Source organism: Hydrogenophaga sp. (assembly GCF_031426985.1).
Taxonomy (GTDB): domain Bacteria; phylum Pseudomonadota; class Gammaproteobacteria; order Burkholderiales; family Burkholderiaceae_C; genus Hydrogenophaga.
In genome coordinates, this window is the sequence record NZ_JASJOY010000078.1 from 1 (window position 1) to 12,810 (window position 12,810).

At 63.9% G+C, this 12,810-nt stretch carries 11 protein-coding genes and 1 pseudogene; all 12 read right to left on the reverse strand.

All coding sequences use genetic code 11. The features are described 5' to 3' along the window. Positions 1-1,255, reverse strand: a pseudogene (locus RMP09_RS10125) (glutamate synthase subunit alpha); the annotation flags it as partial. A gap of 191 nt (positions 1,256-1,446) precedes the next feature. Continuing rightward, complete coding sequence (locus RMP09_RS10130) at positions 1,447-2,148, reverse strand: REP-associated tyrosine transposase (RefSeq protein ID WP_310565857.1); 702 nt, start codon at positions 2,146-2,148, stop codon at positions 1,447-1,449. A 192-nt stretch (positions 2,149-2,340) separates the two neighbouring features. After that, positions 2,341-2,988 carry a hypothetical protein gene (locus RMP09_RS10135; RefSeq protein ID WP_310565858.1) on the reverse strand — a complete coding sequence of 216 codons (648 nt, stop codon included), beginning with the start codon at positions 2,986-2,988 and terminating at the stop codon, positions 2,341-2,343. 52 nt (positions 2,989-3,040) lie between these two features. Continuing rightward, positions 3,041-4,267, reverse strand: a complete 1,227-nt coding sequence (locus RMP09_RS10140) for an MFS transporter (RefSeq protein WP_310565859.1) — start codon at positions 4,265-4,267, stop codon at positions 3,041-3,043. 5 nt (positions 4,268-4,272) lie between these two features. Then, positions 4,273-5,439, reverse strand: a complete 1,167-nt coding sequence (locus RMP09_RS10145) for a deoxyguanosinetriphosphate triphosphohydrolase (protein ID WP_409559711.1) — start codon at positions 5,437-5,439, stop codon at positions 4,273-4,275. Between the two features lie 26 nt (positions 5,440-5,465). Next, positions 5,466-6,584 (reverse strand): 3-dehydroquinate synthase, encoded by a 1,119-nt coding sequence (gene aroB / locus RMP09_RS10150; protein WP_310565861.1) that lies wholly within the window; start codon positions 6,582-6,584, stop codon positions 5,466-5,468. Positions 6,585-6,621: 37 nt separating this feature from the next. Next, entirely contained in the window at positions 6,622-7,185 is a 564-nt protein-coding gene (locus tag RMP09_RS10155) for a shikimate kinase (RefSeq protein ID WP_310565893.1), read from the reverse strand. Positions 7,186-7,705: 520 nt separating this feature from the next. After that, positions 7,706-9,874, reverse strand: coding sequence for a type IV pilus secretin PilQ (gene pilQ, locus RMP09_RS10160; protein ID WP_310565862.1), 2,169 nt, complete (start codon positions 9,872-9,874; stop codon positions 7,706-7,708). Further along, positions 9,871-10,398 carry a pilus assembly protein PilP gene (locus tag RMP09_RS10165; RefSeq protein ID WP_310565894.1) on the reverse strand — a complete coding sequence of 176 codons (528 nt, stop codon included), beginning with the start codon at positions 10,396-10,398 and terminating at the stop codon, positions 9,871-9,873. Before RMP09_RS10165 ends, pilQ begins: the two co-directional genes overlap by 4 nt. Positions 10,399-10,415: 17 nt before the next feature. Further along, on the reverse strand, positions 10,416-11,087 hold the full coding sequence (locus RMP09_RS10170) for a type 4a pilus biogenesis protein PilO (protein ID WP_310565863.1): 672 nt from the start codon (positions 11,085-11,087) through the stop codon (positions 10,416-10,418). A 14-nt stretch (positions 11,088-11,101) separates the two neighbouring features. Then, positions 11,102-11,728, reverse strand: coding sequence for a PilN domain-containing protein (locus RMP09_RS10175; RefSeq protein ID WP_310565864.1), 627 nt, complete (start codon positions 11,726-11,728; stop codon positions 11,102-11,104). Continuing rightward, entirely contained in the window at positions 11,725-12,804 is a 1,080-nt protein-coding gene (locus tag RMP09_RS10180) for a pilus assembly protein PilM (RefSeq protein ID WP_310565865.1), read from the reverse strand. The genes RMP09_RS10175 and RMP09_RS10180 overlap by 4 nt, the downstream gene beginning before the upstream one ends. Between the last annotated feature and the right edge of the window lie 6 nt (positions 12,805-12,810).

The following is a 12,810-nucleotide window of genomic DNA, read 5'->3' on the forward strand; positions in this document are numbered from 1 at the left end:
TCTTGCCGGGCTGCAGGCGCCACTTGCGCACGATCTTGTTCTCCGGCACCGGCAACACGCCGGACTCGGAACCCATGATGACCAGGTCGTCGTCGGTCACGCAGTAACGCGAGGGGCGCAGGCCGTTGCGGTCCAGCGTGGCGCCGATCTGGCGACCGTCGGTGAACACGATGGAGGCCGGGCCGTCCCAGGGTTCCAGCATCGCGGCGTGGTATTCGTAGAACGCGCGGCGACGCGGGTCCATCATGGTGTGCTGTTCCCACGGCTCGGGAATCATCATCATCACGGCCTGGCTGATCGGGTAGCCGGCCATGGTCAGCAGTTCCAGGCAGTTGTCGAAGGTGGCGGTGTCGGACTGGCCGGCGAAGCTGATCGGATACAGCTTCTGCAGGTCGGCGCCCAGCACCGGCGAGGACATCACGCCTTCGCGCGCCTTCATCCAGTTGTAGTTGCCCTTGACGGTGTTGATCTCACCGTTGTGGGCCACGTAGCGGTAGGGGTGGGCCAGCGGCCACTCGGGGAACGTGTTGGTCGAGAAGCGCTGGTGCACCAGGCCCAGGGCCGACACGCAACGCGGGTCCTGCAGGTCCAGGAAATAGGTGCCCACCTGATCGGCCAGCAGCAGGCCCTTGTAGACCACCGTGCGGCTGCTCATGCTGGGCACGTAATACTCTTTGCTGTGCTTGAGCTTGAGCGCCTGGATGTGGGCGCTGGCGGTCTTGCGGATCACATACAGCTTGCGCTCCAGCGCGTCCTGCACGATCACGTCGGTGCCACGGCCGATGAAGACCTGCCGCATGATCGGCTCTTTTTCGCGCACCGTCGGGGACATGGGCATGTCCTTGTTGACGGGCACATCGCGCCAGCCCAGCAGCACCTGGCCTTCGGCCTTGATGGCGCGCTCCATCTCCTGTTCGCAGGCCAGACGGCTGGCGTGTTCCTTGGGCAGGAAGATCATGCCGACGCCGTATTCGCCCGCCGGCGGCAGGGCCACGCCCTGCTTGGCCATTTCTTCGCGGTACAGCGCGTCGGGCAGCTGGATCAGGATGCCGGCGCCGTCGCCCATCAGGGCATCGGCCCCCACGGCACCACGGTGGTCGATGTTTTCCAGGATCTTGAGCGCCTGGGTCACGATGTCGTGACGCTTCTCGCCCTTGATGTGCGCCACGAAGCCGACGCCGCAGGCATCGTGCTCGTTGGCCGGGTCGTACAGACCCTGTTGCTGGACTTGCTGCTGCTCGGCTGCCGTGGTCATGGCGCTTCCTTCTCGGTTCAGGGGCACAAAAACAAAAATCGCGGGACGCGGAGCTTACTGCGTTGCAACAAAAATGCCAAGGCCAATAAACGGGGTCAGATTCCAATTAACTTCAACTCAAGTTCCGTCAGAATTAATTGGGGACATATCAAAAAATGGCATTACCCCAATGAAATCAACGACTTCAGGTGTCAAACCCGCGGAACGGAGCGCCCGGGTGGGCGACCAGGGCGCAAGGGGGTCGTGCGGCGGTCGGTCAATTTCTGCAGGCCGGCCACAAAACCCTCGCCGCCGAGCGCCCAGCCCCGCAGCGTGGCATCGGTCAACGCCACCTGTTGGTCCGGGCCGATGCCGGCATGCACCATTTCGGCGTACGCCGCCTCGCGCGCAAAGGGTGTGTTGCCCAGGGTCCACCACAGTGGGTGGGGCGTGATCCGCTTGTCGGACCGCTGTCCGATGTAGTGCCCATGGCTGGACCACGGATAGTCGCGCGCCTGCCCCACCAGGCCCGCGCGCACCGGGTTGAGGTCGATGTAGACCATGCAGGCCAACAGATAGCGGTCGGTCTCGATCACGGTGGACCGGTACCGCCCTTCCCACAGCGTGCCGGTGCGGCCATGGCGGTCGTTGAAGTAGCGCACATAGCGCCGGCCCACCGCCTGCATCAGGCTGGGCAAGCCATCGGCGGTCTCGGGCGTGGCCAGCACGTGCAGGTGGTTGTCCATGAGCACGTAGGCATGAATGGCCACTTTGAACTGCTGTGCGTAACCGGCCAGCAGCGCCAGCATGTGCTCGCGGTCGGCCGCATCCACAAAGATGGGTTGGCGGTTGTTGCCGCGCTGGATCACGTGGTGCGGATAACCGGGGATGGTGAGTCGGGGCAAGCGGGCCATGGGGAGTCCGGTGGGGTTTGATTGGGCGATGGTAATTGGAATCTGACCCCGGTTTTTCCGGTTTTCGGCTTCATGTGGCCGGGGGCGTGCCGTTTTCAGGCGGCCGCCCGGTCAGTGCCAGGAGGCTGCACAAGCGAGCGCCTGCAACAGCGGACGCACCGCCAGGCGGCCCTCCGAGCCCCCTCGGCGCGTTCACAGAAAGCGGCTGTCCTGACCGACGATGAGTTTGGCCAATTCGTCCAGCACCGCTGGGCCGATCTGCCCGGTGCGGTATTCGGTGTGCACGGTCTCCAGACCGGTGACACCGGCCAGGCGGAAGCGCAGCACGCCCTGGTCGTGATCGGCCGTCACCATGACGCTGGCGCGCGCCGCCATCTCGTGTTCGAACACGATGGCCTGCAGCCCGTTGGTCTGCGGGTGGCGTTGCTCCTGCCGTTCGTGCGGCACATGGCCCACGCGCAAACGCCGCTCCACCCGCTCCAGATCGGGTGGGAAGTTGACCTTCACCTGCCCCTTGCCCGCGCCCGCTTCGCGTGGGAGCAACTGCCAGCCCAGCGCCAGGTAGTCGAACACCTCCTGATCGCGCAACATCTTCTTGCGCGCATCGAAACGGAAGCCGGTCTGCTTCATGGCCGGCCAGTGCGCCTTGCCGTCAAGGCTCAGCGGGGGCGCCGCTGGCTCGATCACGTTGAGCTGGCGGTGCAGGTCGTCCAGGTAATGCCAGAGCCGCTGGCATGCGGCCTCGGTGGCCGCGGTGCTGGCGCTGAAGTCCTGCACCTGCGCCGTCTGTTGCGACTGCAGCGTCTGCGCCTGCTGTTTGAGCTGGTGAAGAAAGCTCATCTGATCACTCCCTGTGATGCGGTGGACAGCCCTCTGCGGGGCCGCGTGGGGTTCAAAGCCGGGCCGCAGTGTAGCGCCCGGCCCAGACGCGCTGCACCCGCCAGGCCAGCACGAGCCCGGCCAGGGAACAGGCACCGGTGAACAGCCCCGTCCATTGCCAGCCCCCCGCCTGCGTGGCCAGCCAGGCCACCAGGGGTGGGCCCGCAAACTGCCCCAGCGCAGACCATTGCTGCATCCAGCCGACGGTGGTGGACACGGTCTCTTGGCCCGGGGCCAGCACCACCGCCAGCCCGAACAAGGTGCCTGGGATCAGCCCCCCGACGCTGGAAAACAGCAACACCGCGCCGTACTGGGCCCAAGGGTGCCCCTCCGCACCGAATGCCACCAGGCCCCCCAACGCCATGGCCGCATAGCCCGTGGCCAGCAGCACACCGGGCCGCGCGCCGCGGGCCAGCAGACGGCCGGCCCCGACATTGCCCAGCATGTTGATGCCCGCGGCCAGCGCGCTGAGCGCCCCCAGGGCCGCGCCGCTGACGCCCGCCTGGCTGTAGATGGTGGGCAGGAAGCCCACCACGGCCAGCCACTGGCCGGAATAACAGAAGAAAGCCAGCGCCATCAGCCAGGGGCCGGGTGCCGACAAGGTGCGCTGCAAACGAGGCCCCAGGCGGGGTGCGTCGGCCCCAGCGGTGGGCCCCGGCGCCGCGGGCACGACCCGCCACAACAGCAGCGCCGCACCCAGCGCCACCACGGCCAGCACCGCCCACAGACCACGCCAGCCGAGCAGGCCGATCAGTGGCGCCCCCAGCAACAAGGCCAGCGCCGCCCCCACCGGCATGTACGCGCCCCACCAGCCCAGCGCGCGCGCCAGCGTGGGCGGGTGCTGCACGCACAGGCGCAACAGACCCGGCGCTGGCAACACCGCCAGCAAAAAGCCCAGCCCCTCCAGCGCGCGGGTCCACAGCAGCACCTGCACATCGCCCGCCAGCGCACCCAGGCCACTGCCCAGCGCCAGCAGCAGCAACCCGGCCAGCATCACCCGGCGCGGGCCCAACCTGTCCGCCGCCAGGCCCACCAGCAGCCCCAGCGTCATGCCCGCCAGCTGCACCAGCGACAGCAGAAACCCCGCCTGCACCAGGCTCAGGCCCAGGGCCGCTTGCAGCGGTGGAATGGCCACCGGCAGCTTGCCGATGTGCAGCGCACACGCCACCCCCACCGCCACCACCACGGCGGCCTGCCGCGCGGCATGGGCCGGGCTGTCCGGTGTTGACACCTCACGCATGTTGCTCAGGGAAACAGCACCGTGCCACTCAGGCGCTGGTGCTCGCGGATCGCAAAACGGTCCGTCATGCCCGCGATGTAGTCGGCCACCGCGCGGGCGCGCTGCGGCTGGCGCGCGTGCGCCTCTGGCAGCTCCTGCGGGCGCTCCATGTACAGCGCAAACAGTTCGTTCACCACCTGGCGCGCGCGGTCCGTGGTCTCCACCACCTGCGGGTGGCGGTAGAGGTTGCGAAACAGAAACGCCTTGAGGTGGCGCGACTCGGCGCGCATGCGCTCTGAAAACGCCACCAGCGGCGCGGCCCGGCGCACCTCGTCGGCATGGCCCACGCCCGATGCGCTGAGGCGCTCGCGCGTCGTGTCGATCACGTCGTACACCTGATCGCTGAGCATCAGGCGGATGGCCTCGAACAGCAGGCGCCTCCCGCCCAGCTGCGGGTGGGCGCCCAGGGCTTGCTGGCGGTAGCGCTCGAACAGCGGCACCTCGGCCAGCTGCTCCAGCGTCAGCAGCCCCGAGCGCACGCCGTCGTCGATGTCGTGCGCGTTGTAGGCGATCTCATCGGCCAGGTTGCACAGCTGCGCTTCGAGCGAGGGCGATCCCCCCAGCAGAAAACGCGAAGCCACCCCGCCGGGTTCGCGTGCGTTCAGCCGTTCTGCGTTGGCGCGCGAGCAATGCTTGAGGATGCCTTCGCGCGTTTCGAAGCACAGGTTCAGGCCATCGAACGCGGGGTAACGCTCTTCCAGCTCGTCCACCACGCGCAGGCTCTGCAGGTTGTGCTCGAAACCCCAGGCCTCGCCCTCTGGCGTGCCCGGCTGCACCGGCGTGAGCGCCTTCATGCAGGTGTTCAACGCGTCCTGCCCGGCGTGACCGAACGGCGTGTGGCCCAGGTCGTGCGCCAGCGCAATCGCTTCCACCAGATCTTCGTTGAGTCGCAAAGAGCGCGCGATGCTGCGCCCGAGCTGCGCCACCTCCAGCGAATGCGTCAACCGCGTGCGGAACAGGTCGCCTTCGTGGTTCAGGAAAACCTGCGTCTTGTAAACCAGCCTACGGAACGCGGTGCTGTGGATGATGCGGTCCCGGTCGCGCTGGAACGCCGAACGCGTGGGCGCATCGGGTTCGGCAAAGCGGCGCCCGCGGCTCTGCGAAGCATGGCTGGCGTAAGGGGCCAGCGCCATGGCATCGCCCGCCGCCGACGCCGTCATCATGCGCGGCAGCTCTCGGCAATCACCTCGGCCACCAGCGCGTCGGGCGCCCCGCGCACCACGGCCCGGCCCGGGCCGTCGATCAGCACAAACTTGATCTCACCGGCCTCGGACTTCTTGTCCACACGCATCAGCGCGAGGTAACGGCCGGCGTTGTCGGCGGCGTCCAGCACCGGCGCCACCACGGGCAGACCGGCCCGCAGCACCAGCCGGCGCAAGCGCTCGACGAAGGCCTCGTCGACCAGGCCCAGCCGTTGCGACAGGCGCGCGGCCATCACCAAGCCACAACCCACCGCCTCGCCGTGCAGCCAGGCGCCGTAGCCCATGCCCGCCTCGATCGCGTGGCCAAAGGTGTGGCCAAAATTCAGGATCGCCCGCAGGCCCGACTCGCGCTCGTCCTGGCCGACCACATCGGCCTTGATCTCACAGCTGCGCCGGACGGCGTGCGCCAGCGCAGCCGGCTCGCGCGCCATCAAGGCATCGATATTCGTCTCGATCCAGTCCAAGAACGCCATGTCGGCGATCGGCCCGTACTTGATCACCTCGGCCAGCCCCGCGCTCAGCTCGCGCGGAGGCAAGGTCTTGAGCGCGTCCAGATCGCAGACCACGCGCTGGGGTTGGTAGAACGCGCCGATCATGTTCTTGCCCAGCGGATGGTTGATGGCCGTCTTGCCGCCCACTGACGAATCCACCTGCGCCAGCACGGTGGTGGGCACCTGCACGAAGGGCACGCCGCGCATGTAGCTGGCGGCGGCAAAGCCGGTCATGTCGCCGACGACGCCACCGCCCAGGGCGAACAGCACCGTCTTGCGGTCGCAGGCCTTGGCCAGCAAGGCGTCAAAAATCAGGTTCAGCGACTCCCAGGTCTTGAACGCCTCTCCGTCGGGCAGGACCACGCTGTGCACCTGCCGGTAATGCGGGGCCAGCGCAGCGCACAGACGCGCCAGGTACAACGGCGCCACCGTGGTGTTGCTGACGATCAGCGCGGTGCTCGCCGCGGGCAAACCGGCAAAACTGTCCGCGGCATCCAGCAGACCGCGCCCAATGGCGATGCGGTAGCTGCGATCGCCCAGGGCGATGTCCACGTGTTCGATGGAGAGATGGGAAGTCTTGGGCATAGCCCTGAAGTTTAGGGCCTGCCCCACCCGCACCGCCTCAGGTCGGGCGATGTTCCGGCGGTGGTGCGCTGCCGGCCTCAGCGCCCATGGCGTCCCCAGCCAACTCCAGCTGCATCACGATCATGTTGACCAGGGTCGCCACCGACGGTCGCCCCGTCTCGATCACGAAATGCGCCGTCTCGCGGTACAGCGGGTCCCGTACCGCGTACAGATCGCGCAGGCGCTGCAAGGGGTCGGCCACCTGCAACAGCGGTCGGTTGCGGTCGTGCCGCACGCGCCTGAACACCTCCTCGGGCGTTGACCGCAGGTACACGACCCGCCCGCGCTCGTGCAGGTGCGCACGGTTGGCTGCACGCAGCACCGAACCGCCCCCCGTCGACAACACGCAAGCCTCACCCTGCGTCAGCTCGTCCAACACGGCCTGTTCCATGTCACGGAAACGCTCCTCCCCTTCGCGCTCGAAATACTCCCGAATCGAACAGCCCAGACGCTGCTCGATCACGTGGTCCGAGTCGAAAAAAGGAATGGCCAGTCGCCTGGCCAATTGTCTTCCGACGGTGGACTTGCCAGAACCTGGCAAGCCCACCAAGGAAACTCTCAAACTGATAAACAATGAAAATCAACCATCAAGATCAGAATAACGCCCAGCCACTTTTACTCCGCAGCCGCCGTAGAGATAGTAATATTAACAAGCGTTTTAAATAGATCTCGCACCTCAACAATACCCTGACTATCGCAGGGCATATTATTCGTCACAATCCAAATCGAAGCCCCGGAATCCGACAAAATCATAGGATCTTGAGATCCAAACTGCCCATTCGTCGCGGGAGTAAAAATACTCCCACTCATGGTACCAACAATCAAATCAGGCGACAGTGATCGAGCAGTATACGGAGAATGCCCACCAACAATAACGTGTCGACTGGGCGCGCCATCAACAGATCCAACACATTCAGTCCAAGTCTTTCCCGCAACATTAACTGACAGGACTACTGGATCTGCCGCATCTCCACCACCGCCACCACACGCAGCCAATAGACAAACCGCAATCAGAGTAAATATTTTACGCATTGAAATTCTCGATTAACCTTACTTAACACCACCATATGCCTTCATGGCATTTATCGCAGCACACCTCTATCAGAGATCACGCGCGGCGTCAAAAACACCAGCAACTCTGACTTACTGGTCGACTTCGATTTATTTTTGAACAAATTACCCAGATAAGGAATATCACCCAACAGCGGCACCTGGGTCACGTCATCGCGTTCATTGAGTTCAAAAATGCCGCCAATGACCACGGTGCCACCATTCTCCACCAGCACCTGCGTCTGGATGTGTTTGGTGTTGATGGCGACACCAGCGGCGGTGGTTTCGCCACGGCTGTCCTTGTTGATGTCCACATCGAGAATGATGTTGCCTTCGGGGGTGATCTGGGGCGTCACTTCCAGCTTCAGGTTGGCCTTGCGGAAGGACAACGCGGTCGCCCCACTCGAAGTCGCGGTCTGGTAAGGGAATTCCGTGCCCTGCTCGATCAACGCCTTGACCTGGTCAGCGGTCACCACGCGGGGGCTGGACACGATCTTGCCCTTGCCATCGGCCTCAAGGGCTGAAATTTCCAGGTTCAGAAACCGGTTGGATGCTGCACTGAACAAGGAGACCGCAATGGCTGCTGGCGAAAAACCACCGGCACCCGTCGAAGGCAGATTGACAAACGATGTGTTGGAGGTGTTCATCGCATTTCCGGCTTCTCCGGTCGTCGATGCAATCGCGTTGTAGCTGCCCCCAAACGCCACACGCGTGTTGTCGCTCACCGCGTACCCAGCATCGCCGCCATTGACCCCACGTCGGTCGCTGCCGCCCAGACGGACACCGATCGATCGGCCAAACGAATCGGAGGCTTCCACAATGCGTGCCTCGATCAGCACCTGCCGGATGGGAACATCCAGCTGTCGCACGAGACTTTGCACCTGCTCGAGCTTCGAGGGAACATCGGTGACGAACAACTGGTTGGTTCGGGGTTCTGCAATCACGCTGCCCCGCGGGGACAGAATGCGGGCACCATTGCCGCCAGCCGCCCCACTGCCACCCGTCGCAGTGATTTGACCCGCGATATCGGCGGCCTTCGCATAGTTCATCTGGAACCCCTGCGTTCGCAGCGTTTCCAGACTCTCGATCGAGGCCTTGGACTCCAGCTCTTGTTTTTCGCGAGCTGAGATTTCATCTTTTGGCGCAATCCACAGCACATTGCCGGATTTGCGCATACCCAGACCTTTGGCCTGCAGAATGATGTCGAGCGCCTGGTCCCATGGAACGTCCTTCAGACGCAATGTCACCGCCCCGCTGACCGAGTCGGAGGTCACGACGTTGAAGTTCGTGAAGTCGGCGATCACCTGCAACAGCGAGCGCACTTCAATGTTCTGGAAGTTCAGCGACAGTTTTTCTCCGTTGTAGCCGGGTCCTTGCGTCAGCTTGGCCGGATCCACCGTCTGCTCGCGCACCTCCAGCACAAACTGGTTGTCGCTCTGGTAGGCCGAATGCTCCCAATTCCCCTTGGGAGTGACAACCATGCGCACACGGTCGCCCACTTGGCTTGTCGCAATCAACTGCACGGGGGTCCCGAAATCGCTGACGTCCATGCGTCGGCGTAGACCTTCGGGAAGCGTCGACTTCAGGAAATCCACCACCAGGTTCTGCCCCTGCTGCCGGATGTCAACGCCGATCTGGTTGTTCGCCAACTCGACGACCACCTTGCCCGTCGTGCCGGTTCCTCGCCGGAAGTCAACGTCTTTGAGTGATGCAACGCTGTTGTTCTGGCTATCAGCAAAAGTGGGCTTGGACGCTGGAGCGCCCGCGGCCGTGGTCGATGCCTCGGTCCGGTCCAGAACGATCAGGAGCGTTTTCCCCTCTATTCGGGCCTGATACGAGGCGGCCTGCTTGAGGTTGATCACCACGCGAGTTCGATCTCCGGCCTGCACCACATTGGCAGATCGGAGATTGCCCTGGTTGATCTGAACCGCGCTACGCCCGATCCCGTTGACCACGCCAGGGAAATCCAGCGCGATGCGAGCCGGCGACTGGATCGTGAAACCCGAGGGAACGGCCAGCAAAGGCTCGGACATCTCGATGCGAACCACCTCACCGCCACCCTGCGCAACACCAGACAGCGACTGGATGGCGTTTTGCGCATAGGCGATGGCACTGCCCAGGGTCAGACAGAGAACAGCTGTGCACTGGAGCAGCTTGCGCTGCGCAGCACCGGCACCCGTGGCCCAGTCATGCTTTTTCATTTAGAACCTTCCTCTTGTAACTGCAACGCTGCTGGCCGCTCGATCCACTCACCCACCGCGTCCTGCACGATTTCGCGCAGCACCACTTCGGTCTCAGAAATTTTCGTGATCCGGCCGTAGTTCTGGCCCAGATACTGGCCCGGCCTCACCTGGTACAGCAGGTTGTCCACCTTGAGCAGCGCCACCAGCTGTCCCTGGCGGTTGAGACTGCCCACCATGGACATGGCGTCCAGCGGATACGCCTCCAGCGGCTGCTTGCGCCGATTGAGCTCGGGCGCAATGAGGGCCGAGTTGGCAACGGGTGTCGCTTCGCTGCCTTTGAGCACGCTGGCCAGCTTTTCATCGCTGAACGGTTGGATCAAGCGCTCGCCCATATACGCTTGCGGAATGAACTTGGTCGGCTCGGGGATAGGCTTGACCTGCGGCCTTATGTTGCTGCGTTCTGTCTGCATCCACTCACGCAATTCGTCCTGCCCGGAGGACGTGCAACCCACCAGGCCCAAGAGCAGCCCACCGACGGCCATCAAAACGGTGATGCTTTTCAATTGGCCGCTCCTTTGCCACCAGCCGATTTTTTCTGCATGGCGACTTCATCCTGGTCCAGGTATCTGAACGTTTTGGCGGTGCAATCCATGGCGAGCACTCCGTCCTTGCCCGGCGTGAGCGTCAAGTTGTTGAGCGTCACGATCCGGGACAGGTTGGCGATATCGGCCGCGAAAAGCCCCACATCGTGGTAACGCCCGGTGACACGCACCGAGATCGGCAATTCGACGTAGTACTCCTTGACCGACTCCTGCCCGGGCCGGAACAGCTCGAACTGCAAGCTGCGGCCAATCCCAGCCTGGTTGATGTCGGACAGCAGCGCATCCATTTCGGCCTTGCTGGGCAGTTGGCGCTCGAGTTGCGTCACGTACTGCTGCACCTGCTCCAGCTGCTTCTTGAGCGCATCCAGGTTGACCGCCTGAACCAGCTTCTTTTTGTAGTCCTCGCGCAGTTGTTCTTCGCGGGTCTTTTCAGCAATGAGTTCTTCATCCACCGATTGAAGCCATGCAAACCAGAGTCCGGCGATCACCGCCAGACAGACGGCCACATACAGCAGGTTGCGCGGCAGGCCGGGCCACAGCGACGGATCGTTGGGGTCCAGTCCGGTGAACTGCTTCTTGAGTTGTTCCTGGATCGCCTTGGCGTCCAGGTTGAGGGACATTGCAGCCATGGTGGTTCTGTGCCTCAAACTTTGCCCGGCGCCGGCACCACGGTAGCCGTGCTCGTGGCGTTCACTGCGGTGGGGTCCGTGGCCGGACGGGACAAGGTCGCCCGCATCGTGAAATTCGACACGCGCTTTTGATCACGACCGGCGGCGCCCACACTGGAGGCGACGATTTCCACCAGCTGCGGCTTGCTGAGCCACACGCTCTGGTTGGACAGGTTGCGCAGCAGCTCGGACACCCGCTCCTGCGACTGAGCGATACCGGTCAGCAAGACGTTCTGGCCTTCCTGCTTCATGCTGGTCAGGTAGACGCCGTCGGGTAACTGGGTCACCAGTTCGTCGAGCAGATGCACCGGCAGGTTGCGGTTGCCCTGTAGGTCCTCCACCGCGGTCTGGCGCGCCCGCAACGAAGCGATCTGGGCCTGCAGGCTGGCGATGTCTTTGATTTCGTTGTCCAGGCGTGTGATTTCCGTCTGAAGGAAGGTGTTGCGATCCTGCTGTGAGGCGATCTGCCCTTGGTACCAGACGAACACGCCGCCACAAATCACACCACCCAGCAACGCCGACAGGCCCAGCTGGGTGAAAAACTGCTCTTTCTGGCGTTTGCGGGCCGCCTCGCGGTGAGGCAAGAGGTTGATCAGGATCATTGGTAGAACCTCCGCAGGGCCAGGCCGGTGGAGGTCAGGTAGGACGGCGCTTCACGGGCGATCTTGCGCGCGTGCACATTGCCCGACATTTCCATGCCATCGAACGGGTTGATCACCATGCAGGCAAACGAGGTCTGGTGCGTGACGGCATCGGTCAGGCCGGGCAAGGCGGCGCTGCCACCGGCCAGCAGGATATGGTCGACCCGGTTGTAAGGCGTGCTGGTGAAGAAGAACTGCAAGGCCCGCCCCACCTCCTGCGCCATGCTTTCGATGAACGGGTCCAGCACCACCGACTTGTAGTCGTCCGGCAGGTCACCGGAGCGTTTCTTGGCCTCGGCCTCGTCGGCCGAAAAACCGTACTGCCGCACGATGAGTTGAGTCAGCTGGGCGCCGCCGAACGCCTGGTCGCGTTCGTACAGCACGTCGTCGTTCCGGATGACCTGCATGCTGGTGGTCAGGGCGCCCACTTCAAACAGTGCCACCAAGGAATCCAGACCTTGATTGGGCAGGGTTTCGATGACGCGGCCCGCGGCCATGCGCGAGGCGTAGGACTCGACGTCCATCACCACCGCCTTGAGGCCAGCGGCTTCCGCCAAGCCTTGGCGGTCCGACACTTTTTCCTTGCGGGAGGCGGCAATCAGCACCTCGGCATCGCCCACCGACGTAGCGCTGGGGCCGATCACACAGAAGTCCAGACTCACTTCGTCCAGCGAGAACGGGATGTACTGGTTCGCTTCGGACTCGACCTGGGCTTCCAGCTCTTTGTCCGACAACCCCCCGGGCAGGATGATTTTTTTCGTGATCACCGCGGACGCCGGCAGCGCCAGCGCGACGTTCTTGGTCTTGCTGCCACTTTTGCGCACCACGCGGCGCACGGCCTCGGCGACCTCATCGAACTTTTCGATGTTGCCGTCGGTGATCCAGCCCCGCTCCAGGGGCTCGATCGCGCAACGCTCGAGCACCAGATCACCGGCGCGGTTGCGCCCGAGTTCCACCAGTTTCACGCTGGACGAGCTGACGTCAATGCCCAACAGCGGCGCCGGTTCCCGGCTGAATAACGACCCCAATGAGATCAAGGTGGC